Below are 16,945 nucleotides of genomic sequence, written 5' to 3'. Positions count from 1 at the left end.
GCTGGTCTTATCAATCATGCTTAAACACTGGCCACCCCTGAATGCCCTGCGCGGCTTCGAAGCCGCCGCCCGCCTAGGCAGCTTCCACAAGGCCGCCGAAGAGCTGCACCTCACCCAGTCGGCCATCAGCCAGCAGATTCGCAGCCTGGAAAGTTTCCTCGAACAGCCGCTGTTCTTCCGCAACGGCCGCAGCGTGGCCTTGACCGATGCCGGCTTCGACCTGCTCAGCACCACCCAGTCGCTGTTGCAACAACTGGCCGTGGGCATCCGTCGCCTGGACCAGTACCGCAAACCCAATCAACTGGTGGTCAACACCACCCCGGCCTTTGCCCGCCACTGGCTGGTGCCGCGCCTGGCGGACTTTCATCGGCTTCATCCGCAGGTTGACCTGTGGCTGCTGACCACCGACGAAACACCCGACATGGCCACCCAGACCATCGACATCGCCGTGCGCGACGACCTCAGCGCCCAGGCCGAATGCAGCTTTCGCGTGTTGCTGGAAGACCGCCTGTACCCGGCCTGCCATCCCTCCTTGCTGGAACAGGCAGCGGACGCGCGCACCACCCTGCACGGCGAGCGCGAGATGGACTGGAGCCATTGGCAGGTCCAGGGCGGCATCGACGTCGGCCAGCACAGCCAGGGGCTGAACTTCTCCGACCCCGGCCTGTTGCTGGACGCCGCCAGCCAAGGTTTGGGGATAGCCCTGGTCAGCCAGCTGCTGGCCGGCCGCGCCCGGGATCAGGGGCTGCTGGTGGCGCTGGCGGAGCAGACCGTACGCGGCCCGAACTGGAGCTGGCTGGTGCACCGCGACAGCGAAGGCGATGCCCTCACCCGCAGCTTCTGCGACTGGCTGGCCGGGGCCCTTGGCAAGGCTTGAGCAGGTTTCCTGGCGGAGCCGGGACATCCATCAATCGCCCGGGCACACATCACGAACACCAGAAACGACAAAGCCCGCACTGGGCGGGCTTTGTAGGTATCTGACAGGCATTCATGGATTGTTTGAAACGGCTGACTGGTGCCCGAGACAGGAATCGAACCTGCGACCTTCGCGTTACGAGTGCGCTGCTCTACCGGCTGAGCTACACGGGCGCTGGGCTAAACCTAGCACCGGGACCGGGGTTTTGCCATGTCACCCGCCCGACAGGGAGCAAGGCACAAACGGCACATAGCAAAACGCCCCGAACCAGTCGGGGCGTCTGCTTGTTCAGCTTACAGCGTCAGGGGTCTTAAACGCCCGAAGCCTTGGCTGCTGCCACGTCTTTGATGGACAGCTTGATACGGCCGCGGTTGTCCACGTCCAGCACCAGCACTTCCACTTCCTGACCTTCTTTCAGGATGTCGGTCACTTTCTCGACGCGAGCATCGCTCAACATGGAGATGTGAACCAGACCGTCCTTGCCAGGCAGGATGTTGACGAATGCGCCGAAGTCGACGATGCGCTCAACCTTGCCAACGTAGATCTTGCCGATCTCGGCTTCCGCGGTGATACCCAGAACGCGCTGACGCGCAGCTTCTGCGGCTTCCTTGGTTTCGCCGAAGATCTTGATCGAGCCGTCGTCTTCGATGTCGATCGAAGCCTTGGTCTCTTCGCAGATCGCACGGATGGTCGCGCCGCCTTTACCGATGACATCACGGATTTTGTCGGTGTCGATCTTCATCGCGATCATGGTCGGAGCGTTGGCCGACAGTTCGGTACGCGACTGGCCAATGATCTGGTTCATCTGGCCGAGGATGTTCAGGCGAGCTTCCAGGGCCTGGCCCAGGGCGATCTCCATGATTTCTTCGGTGATGCCCTTGATCTTGATGTCCATCTGCAGCGCGGTGACGCCTTTGGCGGTACCGGCTACCTTGAAGTCCATGTCACCCAGGTGGTCTTCGTCACCCAGGATGTCGGTCAGGACGGCGAATTTCTCGCCTTCCTTGACCAGGCCCATGGCGATACCGGCAACCGGTGCCTTCATCGGCACGCCAGCGTCCATCAGTGCCAGGGAAGCACCACACACGGAAGCCATGGAGCTGGAACCGTTGGACTCGGTGATTTCCGATACTACGCGGATGGTGTAAGGGAACACGTCGGCGGCTGGCAGCATGGCCTGAACCGAACGACGGGCCAGACGGCCGTGACCGATTTCACGACGACCAGCGCCACCCATGCGACCGCACTCGCCCACCGAGAACGGAGGGAAGTTGTAGTGCAGCATGAAGGGGTCTTTTTTCTCGCCTTCCAGGGTGTCCAGCAGCTGTGCGTCACGGGCAGTACCCAGGGTCGCGACGACCAGGGCCTGAGTCTCGCCACGGGTGAACAGGGCCGAACCGTGGGTCTTCGGCAGAACGCCGACTTCGATGTTCAGCGGACGTACGGTGCGGGTGTCGCGGCCGTCGATACGTGGCTTGCCGTTGACGATGTTTTCGCGAACGGTGCGGTATTCGATTTCACCGAAAGCGGCTTTGACGTCGCCGGCGGAAGGCTGGCCTTCTTCGCCGGACAGCTTGGCGACGACCTGGTCTTTCAGCTCGCCCAGGCGTGCATAACGGTCGGCCTTGACGGTGATGGTGTAAGCCTGGGAGATCGCTTCGCCGAACTCGGAGCGGATAGCGCCCAGCAGGTCGGTGGCTTCTGGAGCCGGAGCCCAGTCCCAGGTTGGCTTGGCGGCTTCGGCAGCCAGCTCTTTGACGGCCTGGATAACGGCCTGGAATTCGTCGTGGGCGAACAGTACGGCGCCCAGCATCTGGTCTTCGGTCAGCTCTTTGGCTTCCGATTCAACCATCAGTACCGCTTCTTCGGTACCGGCTACGACCATGTCCAGACTAGATGCCTGAAGCTGCTCGTAAGTCGGGTTCAGCAGGTAGCCGGTGCTTTCATGGAAAGCAACGCGGGCAGCACCGATCGGACCATCGAAAGGAATGCCGGAAATCGCCAGCGCGGCCGAGGTACCGATCATCGCAGCGATGTCCGGATCGGTCTTCTTGCTGGTGGAAACCACGGTGCAGACAACCTGCACTTCGTTCATGAAGCCTTCTGGGAACAGAGGGCGGATCGGGCGGTCGATCAGACGCGAGGTCAGGGTTTCTTTCTCGGAAGGACGGCCTTCACGCTTGAAGAAACCGCCAGGGATCTTACCGGCAGCGTAAGTCTTTTCCTGGTAGTGAACAGACAGAGGGAAGAAACCCTTGCCTGGATCGGCTTGTTTGGCGCCAACCACGGTCACCAATACGCTGACGTCGTCGTCAACGGTGACCAATACTGCGCCGGAGGCCTGACGGGCGATACGGCCAGTCTCGAGGGTAACGGTCGACTGACCGAACTGGAATTTTTTGATTACCGGGTTCACGGTGTCCTACCTTCTTTGTGGCTCTTGGGGGAACTGGTTTCTTGCGAAATTCTTGGGCAACTCCGGGAATCGGCCCGGCCTGATTGTCCAGGTAAAACTACGGTCCAGATAAAACTTGAGGCTGGGAGCCTGCCATGCGCCTGCGGGAAACCCACTGACGCACGGCAAACAACCAACCTCTAGCGCAATCGCTGATTAGCGACGCAGACCCAGGCGACCGATCAGAGCGCTGTAACGGCTCAGGTCTTTGCCTTTCAGGTAGTCCAGCAGCTTACGACGCTGGTTAACCATGCGGATCAGACCACGACGGGAGTGGTGGTCTTTACCGTTGGCCTTGAAGTGACCTTGCAGTTTGTTGATGTTGGCGGTCAGCAGTGCAACTTGCACTTCTGGCGAACCAGTGTCACCAACAGCTTGCTGGTAGTCGGTTACGATTTGAGCTTTTTCTTCAACGCTGAGTGCCATTTGGCTTTCCTCTCAAAAGGCAGCGTTTCGAGAAACGCCACCAACAGGCCAGGGACAAATCCCCGTATCTATAAATGAGCTGTGACCGTGCCTGTTAACAGCCACCCTCTCCAGCCTGCGGTTACACAGGCTGGTTCCGGTCATTCCGACCGAATCAGTCGACGCGGCGCGATGCGCCCGTCTTCGCTCACTTCACCGATACCGATAAAGCGACCGTTGTGATCCTGTACCCGCACCATGCCGAACTTCGGTGCATCGGGAGCCCGTACCGGCTGGCCGTTGAGCCAGTAGAACGCGCTGTGCTCGGAGAACTGCAGCAGCGGCCAATCCAGCAGGCCGCTGTCCGATGGCATCAGGAAGCGATCCACCGCTTCGTTGCCGCCTTCGGCATGTACCGCTTCAAGCTCTTCCAGCGTGACGGTCTGGGCCAGACTGAAAGGGCCGGCCTGGGTGCGACGCAGTTCCGCGACGTATGCACCACACCCCAGCTTCTCACCGATATCCTCCACCAGGGTGCGGATATAGGTGCCTTTGCTGCAGTCCACCGCTAGCCGCGCAGTATCGCCTTCAAAGGCCAGTAATTCCAAGCGCGCAATAGTAACAGAACGCGCTTCGCGCTCCACCACTTCGCCGGCACGGGCCAGCTTGTAAAGTGGCTGGCCATCACGCTTGAGGGCTGAGTACATCGGCGGTATCTGGCTGATTTGCCCACGAAATTCCGGCAGCACCGCTTCAATATCGGCGCGACCAACGGTCACTTCGCGAGTCTGCAGGACTTCACCCTCGGCATCGGCCGTGGTGGTGGTCTTGCCCAACTGCATCAGGGTTTCGTAACCCTTGTCGGAATCGAGCAGGTATTGCGAGAACTTGGTCGCCTCGCCAAAGCACAACGGCAACACGCCGGTGGCCAGGGGATCGAGGCTGCCGGTATGCCCGGCCTTCTCGGCGTTGAGCAACCAGCGGACTTTCTGCAGCGCCGCGTTGGAGGTGAACCCCAGCGGCTTGTCGAGCAGGATGATACCGCTGACGTTACGACGGATACGCTTGACCTGAGCCACCGCTTACTCCTTGGCGTCTTCGGGTGTAGCGGCGTGCTGGCTGTCTTCGGCCACGGCGCGCTCGATCAGGGCCGACAGATGCGCACCCCGCACGACGCTTTCGTCGTAGTGGAAGTGCAGCTGTGGAACGCTGCGCAACTTCATCTCGCGAGCCAGCTGCATACGCAGGAAGCCGGCGGCCGAATTGAGCACCTTGATGCTCTGAGCGATATCGTCAGCGTTGTCCTGGCCCATCACGGTGATGAAGATCTTGGCGTGACCGACATCACGGCTGACTTCAACGGCGGTGATGGTGACCAGGCCGACGCGCGGATCTTTGACTTCACGACGGATCAGCTGAGCGAGCTCACGCTGCATCTGGTCGCCGATACGTTGGGTGCGGCTGTATTCTTTTGCCATGTCTTGTTACCTGTTGCTGCCTCACGGTGAAACCCGCAAGGTCTGAAAGCGGCAAACGCCCGGCCTGACAGAAGCCAGACCGGGCGTTGCGTTTAGAGTCCGGACGATGCGCCGTGCATTTGCATGCAACTGGCCATCATGGCTCTTGAAGTGCGCGAGTTAGAGGCTGCGAGCAACCTGAACCTTCTCGAAGACTTCGATCTTGTCGCCGACTTTGACGTCGTTGTAGCTCTTCACGCCGATACCGCATTCCATGCCGGCACGCACTTCGGAAGCGTCATCCTTGAAGCGGCGCAGGGATTCCAGCTCGCCTTCGAAGATAACGATGTCTTCACGCAGTACACGGATTGGACGGTTACGGTGAACGACACCCTCGATCACCATGCAACCGGCGATCGCGCCGAACTTCGGCGAACGGAACACGTCACGAACCTCGGCAACACCCAGGATGTTCTCCCGAACGTCGCTGCCCAGCATACCGGTCAGGGCTTTCTTGACGTCTTCGATGATGTCGTAGATCACGTTGTAATAACGCATATCCAGACCTTCCTGCTCGACGATCTTGCGAGCGCCGGCATCGGCACGCACGTTGAAGCCGAACAGTACAGCGTTGGAAGCCAGGGCCAGGTTGGCGTCGCTTTCGGTGATACCACCGACGCCGCCGCCGACTACGCGCACTTGCACTTCGTCGTTACCCAGGCCGTTCAGAGCGCCTTGCAGGGCTTCCAGCGAACCACGGACGTCGGATTTGAGGACGATGTTGAGCGTCTTCTTCTCTTCCTGGCCCATGCTTTCGAAGATGTTTTCCAGCTTGCCAGCGTGAGCGCGAGCCAGTTTGACTTCGCGGAACTTGCCTTGACGGAACAGAGCCACTTCACGGGCTTTCTTCTCGTCGGCAACCACGCTCATCTCATCGCCAGCGTCCGGGGTACCGTCCAGGCCGAGGATCTCGACCGGGATGGCCGGACCTGCTTCCTTGATCGGCTTGCCGTTCTCGTCGAGCATGGCGCGCACGCGGCCATAGTTCGAGCCGACCAGCACCATGTCGCCTTGACGCAGGGTACCGTCCTGAACCAGTACGGTCGCGACCGGGCCACGGCCCTTGTCGAGACGCGATTCAACCACGACACCTCGGCCAGGAGCCGAAGGAGTGGCGGTCAGTTCGAGCACTTCGGCCTGCAGCAGTACGGCTTCGAGCAATTCGTCGACACCGGTACCCATCTTCGCGGAAACCGGAACGAATGGAGTATCGCCACCCCAGTCTTCGGAAGTCACGCCGTGAACCGACAGTTCGCTACGGATGCGATCGAGGTCGGCACCCGGCTTGTCGATCTTGTTCACCGCGACCACCAGAGGTACGCCAGCCGCCTGAGCGTGCTGAACGGCTTCAACGGTCTGCGGCATCACGCCGTCGTCCGCTGCAACCACCAGGATCACGATGTCGGTCGCCTTGGCACCACGAGCACGCATGGCGGTAAACGCGGCGTGACCCGGGGTATCGAGGAAGGTGACCATGCCGCGTTCGGTTTCAACGTGGTACGCACCGATGTGCTGAGTGATGCCGCCGGCTTCGCCAGCCGCTACCTTGGCACGACGGATGTAGTCGAGCAGCGAGGTCTTACCGTGGTCAACGTGACCCATTACGGTCACTACTGGTGCACGAGGAACCGCTTCACCTTCGAACTTCAGGGACTCGGCCAGGGAATCTTCCAGGGCGGTGTCGCTGATCAAGGTCACTTTGTGGCCCAGTTCTTCAGCAACCAGCTGGGCAGTTTCCTGGTCCAGTACCTGGTTGATGGTGGCCGGGGTGCCCAGCTTGAACATGAACTTGATGATTTCGGCAGCCTTGACCGACATCTGCTGGGCGAGATCGCCAACAGTGATGGTTTCGCCGATCTTCACTTCACGCACGACCGGGCCGGTTGGGCTCTGGAAACCGTGAGCGTTGCGTTTCTTCAGCTTGGCCTTGCCGCGACCACCACGACGGAAGCCATCGCTTTCTTCGTCGGTGGTACGTGGGGCAACGCGTGGAGCCGGAGCCTTTTCCTTGACGGAAGCACGATGCGGAGCGTTTTTACGCTCGCCATCGCCACCACGACGATTGTCGTCGTTACGGCTCTTGTCCGGGCGACGCTGCTCGTCCTTCTTGCGCACTTCAGCGACCGGCGCTGGAGCGACAACAGGGACATCTTCAACAATCGGCTCGGCAACCACCGCAGGTGCGGCAACCGCTTCAACGGCAGCAGGTTGCGCAGCAGCAGGCTGGCGACGCGCTTCTTCTTCGGCGCGACGCTTGGCTTCTTCTTCAGCCTTCTGACGTGCAGCATTTTCTACTGCGCGACGCTCTTCCAGTTCACGCTGGCGCTCGGCTTCGATTTCTTCCGGGCTGCGCTGTACGAAGACCTTCTTCTTGCGTACTTCAACGCTGATGCTTTTGCTGCCGGCCACACGCAGGGTGCTGGTGGTTTTACGCTGCAACGTGATCTTGCGCGGTTCTTCCACTTTCGCCTTGTGGCTGCTCTTCAAGTGAGTCAGCAACGATTGCTTCTCACTGTCGGTCACATGTTCCTCGGCGGCGGTGTGCGGCAGACCTGCCTCACGCATCTGCTGCAACAGGCGCTCTACCGGTGTTTTGACCTCATCGGCCAGTTGTTTCACCGTGACTTGCGTCATGCACTTCTCTCCTCAGGCCGCGCCTATTACTCGAACCAATGGGCTCGGGCGGCCATGATCAACTTGCCGGCACGATCATCGTCAATGCCGTCGATGTCGAGCAGGTCGTCAATAGACTGCTCGGCCAGGTCTTCGCGGGTAATTACGCCGCGCACCGCCAGTTCCATCGCCAAATCCTTGTCCATACCCTCAAGCGAGAGCAGGTCTTCGGCCGGATGGGCGTCTGCCAGCTTTTCCTCAGTAGCGATGGCTTTAGTCAACAAGCGATCCTTGGCACGAGCGCGAAGCTCGTTGACGATGTCTTCGTCAAAGCCGTCGATGTTGAGCATTTCTTCCAACGGTACGTAGGCAATCTCTTCCAGGCTGGTGAAGCCTTCATCAACCAGCACCTGTGCCAGCTCTTCGTCGACTTCCAGCTCGTCGATGAAGTTGCGCAGGATGTCGCCGGTTTCAGCTTGCTGCTTAGCCTGGATGTCCGATTCGGTCATCACGTTCAGGGTCCAGCCAGTCAACTGGCTGGCCAGACGCACGTTCTGACCACCGCGACCGATGGCCTGAGCCAGATTGTCTGCGCCAACGGCGATGTCCATGGCATGGGCATCTTCGTCGACGATAATTGCCGCGACTTCAGCCGGCGACATGGCGTTGATCACGAACTGCGCCGGGTTGTCGTCCCACAGGACGATATCCACTCGCTCACCGCCCAACTCACCGGAAACGGCCTGGACGCGCGAACCGCGCATGCCAATGCACGCGCCCTGAGGGTCAATGCGCTTGTCTTTGGAACGGACCGCAATCTTGGCGCGCGAACCCGGATCACGGGAGGCAGCCATGACTTCGATCAGGCCTTCAGCGATTTCCGGCACTTCGATACGGAACAGCTCGATCAGCATTTCCGGCGCGGTGCGCGACAGGATCAGCTGCGGGCCGCGGTTCTCGGTGCGGATTTCCTTGAGCAGCGCACGAAGACGCACGCCAACACGGAAAGTCTCGCGGGAAATGATGTCTTCACGGGCCAACAGCGCTTCAGCATTGTTACCCAGGTCGACGATCACGTTGTCGCGGGTCACTTTTTTCACGGTGCCGGAGATGATTTCACCCAAGCGCTCGCGGTAAGCGTCAACGACTTGAGCACGTTCGGCTTCGCGGACTTTCTGCACGATGACCTGTTTGGCGGTCTGCGCAGCAATGCGGCCGAATTCGATCGACTCGATCTTTTCCTCGACGACATCACCGACTTTCGCGCCCGGATGGGTTTCCTGGACCTTGCTCGGCCAGGTTTCCACAGCCGGATCGTCCAGATCGGCTTCCTCGACTACCGTCCAGCGACGGAAAGTCTCGTAAGCACCGGTGTGGCGATTGATTTCCACACGCAGATCGACTTCGTCCTCGAAACGCTTTTTGGTAGCAGTGGCCAGAGCCAGCTCCAGCGCTTCAAAAATTACGCTTGCCGGTACACCCTTTTCATTGGATACCGACTCAACAACCAGCAGTACTTCTTTGCTCATCGTACGCCTCGCCTTTCGCAAGCCATTGGATCCGCGGGATCCGCGTCTCAGTCAAAACTGGGAATTATGTGGGCCTTGTCGATCATGTCGATCGGCAACAGGAACTCGTGGTCTTCCACCTGCACCACGACGTCCTGCTCCTCCACCCCGCGGAGAAGGCCCTGAAAATTACGCCGGCCTTCAAAAGGCGAGCGCAGCTTGATCTTCACTTGTTCACCGACATACTTGGCAAACTGTTCAAGGGTGAACAGCGGGCGTTCCATGCCAGGAGAGGAAACTTCAAGGGTGTATTCAACGGAGATCGGATCTTCGACATCCAGAACGCCGCTGATCTGACGGCTGACGATGGCACAGTCGTCCACCAGCACACCGCCTTCTTTATCGATATAAACGCGCAACAGTGAGTGGCGACCTTGAGCCGAAAACTCGACACCCCAGCATTCATAGCCAAGGGCCACGACCACCGGGGCCAACAAGGCCTGCAACTGTTCTAGCTTGCTCGACACCTGAACCCCCTCGTGCATGCTTGTGCAAATAAAAAATGGGCGAAGCGCCCATCCCGGAAACGCCGTTGAATAGCGGCGTTATAAAGTGTCCAGCTAACAAAAAGCCCCTGAAAAGGGGCTCCGCTAAAACTGGTTGCGGGGGCCGGATTTGAACCGACGACCTTCGGGTTATGAGCCCGACGAGCTACCAGACTGCTCCACCCCGCGACAAAGCTGGGGCGGAAGTATACGACCGATCCCTTTTTGGGTCAATGTAACCTTCCACCTACAAGAAAGCCCGCAACAGCGGGCTCTCCTGATAATTGGTACCGAGAAGGGGACTCGAACCCCTACACCCTATGGGCACAACCACCTCAAGGTTGCGTGTCTACCAATTCCACCACCTCGGCATAGACTACGTTACTGCGTGAAACTCTTCTTACTTCTGCTCTTGAGCTGGAGGTACGTCAGTCGCATTGGTTGCCGACTTTTGCTCTTGGAGCACCGGAACATCATCAGAAGCCGGTTTTTGCTTTGGCGCTTCAAGCACCGCTGGATCTGGCAAACCTACTTGAGTCAGCTCATGAGCTTTCTCTTTAGCAAAGTAACCTAACCCTAAGCTGGTTATGAAAAAACCTGCGGCAAGTATAGCAGTAAACTTACTAAGAAAGGTAGAGGAACCTTGGCTTCCGAACACAGTATTTGAAGCACCTGCCCCGAAAGACGCGCCAGCGTCCGCACCTTTACCCTGCTGCAGCAATACCAGAGCTACTACGCCCAGCGCACCCAGCAGATGAAAAACGACTACGACTGTTTCCAGCATTTTTTCAGTTTCCCGCGGCGCGACAAATCGCACCGAACTCATCTGCATTCAGGGAAGCTCCACCAATGAGCCCCCCATCGATATCCGGCATGCCGAACAGTTCGACCGCATTGGCCGCCTTCACGCTGCCGCCGTATAGAAGCCGCACACCTCGTGCCACTTCAGAATTCTCTGCCGCCAACTGCGCCCGAATGGCTGCGTGCACATCCTGGGCCTGTTGCGGCGAAGCAGTCAGCCCGGTACCAATGGCCCAGACCGGCTCGTAAGCGATAACGGCATTGGCAAACGCGCCAACACCCAACTCTTCGATGATGCTACCCAGCTGACGCCCGACAACTTCAAGAGTCTTCCCAGCCTCGCGCTGCTCGAGGGTTTCCCCTACACACAAGACCGGCTTCAAGCCACAAGCCTGTGCTGCTGCGAATTTGCGATTCAGCGTACCGTCACGCTCACCCATCATCAGGCGACGCTCGGAATGCCCAACCAACACCAGGGAACAACCTGCATCCACCAGCTGACTCGGAGCAATCTCTCCTGTCAGCGCACCTTGCATGGGCTCCACCGCAGAATTCTGCGCGCCGACCGAAATCGACTTGCCTTTCAAGCCATCAATCACTTGATTGATATACAAGCAAGGCGGGAATACCGCGACATCAACACCGCTAGGCAAGGCCAGATGACGCAGGCCATTGATCAGCTCAGCGACGCTGGCGCGGGTACCGTGCATTTTCCAGTTACCAGCTACCATAGGGCGACGCATGCTGTACCTCGTCGGTCAAAGTGGGCGCAGATGTTACCCAACCGCATCAACACTGGCAAGCCGAAATCAGGCAGAAACTTCCGCAACCAGTTTTGCCAGTTCGTCAGCATAGCCACGGACCTGGGCTTCATCATCGCCCTCGACCATGACGCGAACCAAAGGCTCGGTGCCCGACTTGCGCAGTAACACCCGCCCACGCCCAGCCATCGCGGTAGTGACGCGCGCGCAGGCCTCTTTCACAGCCGGATGCTCGACAGGATTGGCACCACCGCCAAAACGGACATTGACCAGAATCTGCGGACATTTGCGCAGCGCCTGACGCGACTGTGCCAAGCCTTCATCACGCCGCTTCAGTGCCATCAGCACCTGCAGGGCGGCAATGATCGCATCACCCGTAGTGGTGTGCTGGAAGCACACGATATGGCCGGAGTTTTCACCGCCTACCAGCCATTGACGCTCAAGCAGCTCGGCAATGACATAACGGTCACCGACATTGGCGCGCACGAATGGAATACCCAGATCAGCCAAGGCCAGCTCGAGACCCAGATTGCTCATCAAGGTACCAACCACACCGCCCTGCAGTTTGTTACGCGCATGCAGGTCTCGGGCAATGATGAACAGAAGTTCGTCGCCGTCGACGATGGCGCCTGTATGGTCGACCATCAACACCCGGTCGCCATCGCCATCGAAGGCGATACCCAGATCGGCGTGCTCGGCCAATACCGCAGCCTGTAACTGCCCCATGTGGGTCGAGCCGCAATTGTCGTTGATGTTCAGACCGTTAGGCTGTGCGGAGAGCACCACTACTTCAGCGCCCAACTCACGGAAAACACTTGGCGCTACCTTGTAGGTCGCACCATGGGCACAATCGACAACAATCTTCAGACCCGCAAAGCTGGTACTGGAAGGAACGCTGCTCTTACAGAATTCAATGTAACGGCCCGAGGCGTCATTGATGCGCGATACCTTACCCAGCTTGCTGGACTCCACCACAGTCATCGGCGCATCCAGCAACTCTTCGATCATCAACTCGACTTCATCCGGGAGCTTGGTGCCTTCACCCGAGAAGAACTTGATGCCGTTGTCATCGTGAGGATTATGCGACGCACTGATCACGATCCCCGCCTCGGCATGGAAAGTGCGGGTCAGGTAGGCGATAGCAGGAGTGGGCATCGGCCCCAGCAGCATCACATCCGCACCGGCAGCGGACAGGCCCGCTTCAAGCGCGGACTCGAACATGTAACCGGAAATGCGCGTGTCTTTGCCCACCAACACGCGGCAGGCGCCCATGCTGCGGAAAGCCATACCCGCGGCCCAGCCCAGCTTGAGCATGAAATCAGGGGTAATAGGGTACACACCCACACGACCGCGAATGCCGTCGGTGCCAAAGTATTTCTTGCTCATAAGTGCTCCATCATTCTTATTCGGCTGATTCCACAGCTGTAATCATCCGCACGACATCCAGCGTCTCGGCCACATCATGGACCCGCAGGATCTTTGCGCCTTTGGACATTGCCAGAGCAGCAAGAGCCAGCCCGCCATACAGGCGCTCTCCGACAGGACGGTTCAATGCCTGACCTATCATGCTCTTTCGTGAAACTCCGACCAGCAGAGGTCGACCAAGGGCATGCAGGGCGTCCATATGCTTGAACAGGATCAAGTTGTGCTGCAGGGTCTTCGCGAAACCAAAACCTGGATCCAGAATGATCCGTTCCGGCCCAATACCCACTGCAGCGCACTGAGCCATACGCTCAGCCAGGAATTCACCCACCTCCTTGGTTACATCCCGATACTGCGGATTGTCCTGCATATCGCCTGGTTCACCGAGCATATGCATAAGGCAAACCGGTAAGCCTGTGGCCGCCGCCGCATCCAGCGCACCATCCCGCCGCAACGAACGGACATCATTGATCAACCCCGCACCCAGACGCGCAGTTTCGCGCATGACAGCAGGCGTGGATGTATCGACCGAAATAATGACATCCAGTTCACGATGGATGCGTTCGACGATAGGTGCTACCCGCTCAAGCTCTTCAAGCGGCGATACTGCCCGTGCACCAGGACGAGTGGACTCGCCCCCCACATCGATGAGCGTCGCGCCCGCCAGCACCATACCTTCGGCATGGCGCAAGGCAGCATCAAGCTGGCTGAAACGGCCACCATCGGAGAAGGAGTCGGGAGTTACATTAAGAATGCCCATGACATGCGTATGGGCCAAATCAAGAACCCGGTTGCCGCAAGGCAACCGGGTCGAGGACGACATAGAAGTCATTTCAAACCTTAGTGGTCAGCAGCCGGGCCGCCGATCGGTGTCTCTGGACGTTCGTTCTGCACCACCGGAGGCGTGGTACCCGAGCCGCCCTCCCAATCGCGAGGCTCGCGAGGGGTACGACCAGCCATGATGTCGTCGATCTGCTCGGCATCGATGGTTTCATACTTCATCAAGGCATCGGCCATAGCATCCAGCTTGTCGCGGTTATCCGTGAGGATCTGCTTGGCGGTGCCATAGCACTGGTCGATGATGCTACGAACTTCGGAGTCGATCAGCTTGGCGGTTTCCGCAGACAGGCTTGCATGCTGGCTGCCAGCACTGCGCCCCAGAAAGACCTCGCCCTCTTCTTCGGCGTACATCAACGGACCCAGCTTTTCGGAAAGCCCCCACTTGGTCACCATGTTCCGCGCAATCTGACTGGCGCGCATGATGTCGTTGGAAGCTCCGGTAGTTACACCGTCAAAGCCCAACGTCATTTCTTCCGCGATACGACCGCCGTACAGCGAACAGATCTGACTGATCAGCGCACGCTTGGACAGACTGTAGCGATCCTCTTCCGGCAGGAACATGGTTACACCCAGAGCCCGACCACGCGGGATGATCGAAACCTTGTAGACCGGATCATGCTCAGGCACTACGCGACCGACAATGGCGTGACCTGCTTCGTGATAGGCCGTGTTCTGCTTTTCCTTCTCGGACATGACCATGGATTTGCGCTCGGCGCCCATCATGATCTTGTCTTTTGCCAGCTCGAACTCTTTCATCTCGACAATGCGCTTGCCGCTACGGGCAGCGAAGAGCGACGCCTCGTTCACCAGGTTGGCCAAGTCGGCACCAGAAAAGCCGGGCGTACCGCGGGCAATCACTGCCGGGGCGACATCTTCACCCATAGGCACTTTACGCATGTGAACTTTCAAAATCTGCTCACGGCCACGGATATCCGGCAAACCAACCACAACCTGACGGTCGAAGCGACCAGGACGCAGCAGCGCCGGGTCCAGCACATCAGGACGGTTGGTGGCGGCAATAACAATGATGCCGTCGTTCATCTCAAAGCCATCCATCTCTACCAGCAGCTGGTTGAGAGTCTGTTCGCGCTCATCATGACCACCACCCATGCCGGCACCACGATGGCGACCAACGGCGTCGATCTCGTCGATGAAGATGATGCACGGAGCATGTTTCTTGGCCTGTTCGAACATATCGCGGACGCGGCTGGCACCTACACCAACGAACATTTCGACGAAGTCGGAACCGGAGATGGTGAAGAATGGAACCTTGGCTTCACCAGCAATGGCCTTGGCCAGCAAAGTCTTACCAGTACCCGGCGGGCCAACCATCAGCACGCCGCGAGGAATACGACCGCCCAGGCGCTGGAACTTGCCCGGATCGCGGAGAAACTCGACCAGTTCACCCACTTCTTCCTTGGCCTCGTCGCAACCCGCGACATCCGCCAATGTGGTTTTCACTTGATCTTCGGACAACAGACGCGCCTTGCTCTTGCCGAAGCTCATCGGCCCGCCCTTGCCACCAGCACCACCCTGCATCTGCCGCATGAAGAACATGAAGACGGCGATGATCACCAGGATCGGGAAGCTGGCGACCAGTAGTTGGGTCCAGATGCTTTGCTGCTCAGGCTGCTTGCCTTCGACGACCACGTGGTTATCCACCAGATCACCGATCAGGCCGTTGTCCTGAATCGCAGGACGAATGGTCTTGAAGCTATCGCCATCGTTGCGCTTGCCGGTAATCACATAACCATCAACGGCTACGCGCTCGACCTTGCCATCCTTAACTTGCTGGATAAAGTCGGAATAGTTGAGGGTCTGCGGCTCGTTAGGGCTGGAGAAGTTGTTCATCACCGTCACCAGGACAGCCGCGATGATCAACCACAGGATCAGATTCTTTGCCATATCGTTCAATTAACTACCCTCTGAAGCAAGCTCCGCTGCTGGCGCGCGCTTCGCATGATATTCACCGACCTAACTTACTACATTACCTACAGCTCTGGCAGGCGCTGTCTGTAACCCTTTGTGAAACCCAGATTACACAATATTCGCTTAAGCCCCCGGGGCGAAATACGAAAAAACTATCAACCCGGTCAAAAACAACCTTTACTCGATACGCCCGCGAAAGCCACGTCCCAGCAGATACTGCTCGCGAGAACGATCACGGGAAGAACTCGGTTTGCGCATCACCACCTTGTCGAACATCTTGCGAACGTTCTTGTGGTATTCGTCGAAACCTTCTCCCTGGAAAATCTTTATCAGGAAGTCACCACCGGGACGCAGAACCCGCCCCGCCAAATCAAGTGCCAACTCGCACAGAAACATCGCCCGCGGCATATCTACGGCAGGCGTACCACTCATATTGGGGGCCATATCGGAAATCACAAGGTCCACCTGGGAATTTCCGACCGCCTCGAGGATTCGAGCCAACACTGCATCTTCGGTGAAGTCGCCCTGAATGAAGGTGACATCAGGGATGCTATCCATTTCCAGAATGTCGGAAGCGATCAGTCGCCCCTGCCCGCCGATCAGACGACTGGTCACCTGCGACCAACCCCCTGGTGCCGCGCCCAGATCGATAACACTCATTCCAGGACGGATCAGGCGATCCTTTTCCTGGATTTCCAGCAGCTTGTAGCTGGCACGCGAACGGTACCCATCTTTTTGCGCCATTTTGACGAATGGGTCGTTGAAGTGCTCTTTCAGCCAGTTATGGCTTGTCTTGGAACGGGCCACGGGCCACCTCAAAAAATAAAACGGGTCGTGATTAACTGGGCGGTCCCGGACGCGCTCGGGTAAACTGGCCGCCGCTTTTTACAAGATCAGACGCAGGGGTCAGATTATGCCGCTCACTCAAGAGCAGAAGAAACAGTACAAATCCATTGGCCACCATCTGAAACCAGTATTGACTGTGGCTGACAACGGTTTGACCGAAGGTGTGTTGGCCGAACTTGAACGCGCCTTGAGCGATCATGAGCTGATCAAGATCAAGCTCAACATCCTCGAACGCGAATCCCGCCTGGAAGCCATTGCAGAACTGTGCAAGGCCGGCAAAGCGGATCTGGTGCAGGTCATCGGCAAAATGGCGTTGATTTATCGCAAGAACGCCAAGGTAAACAAGCAACTGTCCAACGTCCATCGCTTCCACTGACGTCGACAGGG

15 protein-coding genes and 3 tRNA genes are annotated in these 16,945 nt (G+C 58.4%); 2 read left to right on the top strand and 16 right to left on the bottom strand.

Features of this window, described 5'->3' with window-relative positions; translation table 11 throughout:
* Nucleotides 1-16: 16 nt before the first annotated feature.
* Nucleotides 17-877, top strand: a complete 861-nt coding sequence (locus AC3RCP_RS05375; protein WP_492569200.1) for a LysR substrate-binding domain-containing protein — start codon at nt 17-19, stop codon at nt 875-877.
* Nucleotides 878-1,013: 136 nt separating this feature from the next.
* Here AC3RCP_RS05375 and AC3RCP_RS05370 read toward each other — a convergent pair.
* The 16 genes from AC3RCP_RS05370 to rlmE all read right to left on the bottom strand — a co-directional run bounded on the left by AC3RCP_RS05370 (nt 1,014) and on the right by rlmE (nt 16,519).
* A tRNA-Thr gene (locus AC3RCP_RS05370) sits at nt 1,014-1,089 on the bottom strand.
* A 137-nt stretch (nt 1,090-1,226) separates the two neighbouring features.
* On the bottom strand, nt 1,227-3,332 hold the full coding sequence (gene pnp, locus AC3RCP_RS05365; protein ID WP_007920885.1) for a polyribonucleotide nucleotidyltransferase: 2,106 nt from the start codon (nt 3,330-3,332) through the stop codon (nt 1,227-1,229).
* A gap of 195 nt (nt 3,333-3,527) precedes the next feature.
* A complete protein-coding gene (gene rpsO / locus AC3RCP_RS05360; protein ID WP_009042128.1) occupies nt 3,528-3,797 on the bottom strand; it encodes a 30S ribosomal protein S15 in 270 nt (89 codons plus the stop codon).
* 140 nt (nt 3,798-3,937) lie between these two features.
* Nucleotides 3,938-4,855, bottom strand: a complete 918-nt coding sequence (gene truB, locus AC3RCP_RS05355) for a tRNA pseudouridine(55) synthase TruB (RefSeq protein WP_007920884.1) — start codon at nt 4,853-4,855, stop codon at nt 3,938-3,940.
* A 3-nt stretch (nt 4,856-4,858) separates the two neighbouring features.
* A complete protein-coding gene (rbfA, locus tag AC3RCP_RS05350; protein ID WP_007920881.1) occupies nt 4,859-5,254 on the bottom strand; it encodes a 30S ribosome-binding factor RbfA in 396 nt (131 codons plus the stop codon).
* Nucleotides 5,255-5,413: 159 nt separating this feature from the next.
* Nucleotides 5,414-7,927 carry a translation initiation factor IF-2 gene (gene infB / locus AC3RCP_RS05345; protein WP_007920879.1) on the bottom strand — a complete coding sequence of 838 codons (2,514 nt, stop codon included), beginning with the start codon at nt 7,925-7,927 and terminating at the stop codon, nt 5,414-5,416.
* 26 nt (nt 7,928-7,953) lie between these two features.
* Entirely contained in the window at nt 7,954-9,435 is a 1,482-nt protein-coding gene (nusA, locus tag AC3RCP_RS05340; RefSeq protein WP_007920878.1) for a transcription termination factor NusA, read from the bottom strand.
* Nucleotides 9,436-9,482: 47 nt separating this feature from the next.
* Entirely contained in the window at nt 9,483-9,941 is a 459-nt protein-coding gene (gene rimP, locus AC3RCP_RS05335) for a ribosome maturation factor RimP (protein WP_157832235.1), read from the bottom strand.
* Nucleotides 9,942-10,071: 130 nt separating this feature from the next.
* Nucleotides 10,072-10,148 (bottom strand) — tRNA-Met (locus AC3RCP_RS05330).
* A 96-nt stretch (nt 10,149-10,244) separates the two neighbouring features.
* Nucleotides 10,245-10,330, bottom strand: a tRNA-Leu gene (locus AC3RCP_RS05325).
* A 29-nt stretch (nt 10,331-10,359) separates the two neighbouring features.
* A complete protein-coding gene (secG, locus tag AC3RCP_RS05320; RefSeq protein WP_009042126.1) occupies nt 10,360-10,743 on the bottom strand; it encodes a preprotein translocase subunit SecG in 384 nt (127 codons plus the stop codon).
* Between the two features lie 4 nt (nt 10,744-10,747).
* Nucleotides 10,748-11,503: a triose-phosphate isomerase gene (gene tpiA / locus AC3RCP_RS05315; protein ID WP_007920876.1), complete on the bottom strand. Its 756-nt coding sequence runs from the start codon at nt 11,501-11,503 to the stop codon at nt 10,748-10,750.
* A gap of 66 nt (nt 11,504-11,569) precedes the next feature.
* Complete coding sequence (gene glmM, locus AC3RCP_RS05310; RefSeq protein ID WP_009046932.1) at nt 11,570-12,907, bottom strand: phosphoglucosamine mutase; 1,338 nt, start codon at nt 12,905-12,907, stop codon at nt 11,570-11,572.
* Nucleotides 12,908-12,923: 16 nt separating this feature from the next.
* On the bottom strand, nt 12,924-13,775 hold the full coding sequence (gene folP / locus AC3RCP_RS05305) for a dihydropteroate synthase (protein ID WP_492569196.1): 852 nt from the start codon (nt 13,773-13,775) through the stop codon (nt 12,924-12,926).
* 8 nt (nt 13,776-13,783) lie between these two features.
* Complete coding sequence (ftsH, locus tag AC3RCP_RS05300) at nt 13,784-15,688, bottom strand: ATP-dependent zinc metalloprotease FtsH (RefSeq protein WP_009046930.1); 1,905 nt, start codon at nt 15,686-15,688, stop codon at nt 13,784-13,786.
* A gap of 201 nt (nt 15,689-15,889) precedes the next feature.
* Complete coding sequence (rlmE, locus tag AC3RCP_RS05295; protein ID WP_101336809.1) at nt 15,890-16,519, bottom strand: 23S rRNA (uridine(2552)-2'-O)-methyltransferase RlmE; 630 nt, start codon at nt 16,517-16,519, stop codon at nt 15,890-15,892.
* Between the two features lie 106 nt (nt 16,520-16,625).
* Here rlmE and AC3RCP_RS05290 point away from each other — a divergent pair, with 106 nt between their 5' ends.
* The gene (locus AC3RCP_RS05290; protein ID WP_007920867.1) at nt 16,626-16,934 is read left to right on the top strand and encodes a YhbY family RNA-binding protein; all 309 of its coding nucleotides are present in this window, start codon (nt 16,626-16,628) and stop codon (nt 16,932-16,934) included.
* Nucleotides 16,935-16,945 lie beyond the last annotated feature (11 nt).

Source organism: Pseudomonas sp. GW822-FHT05A08 (genome assembly GCF_058800485.1).
This window is presented reverse-complemented; position numbering and strand designations above follow the sequence as displayed.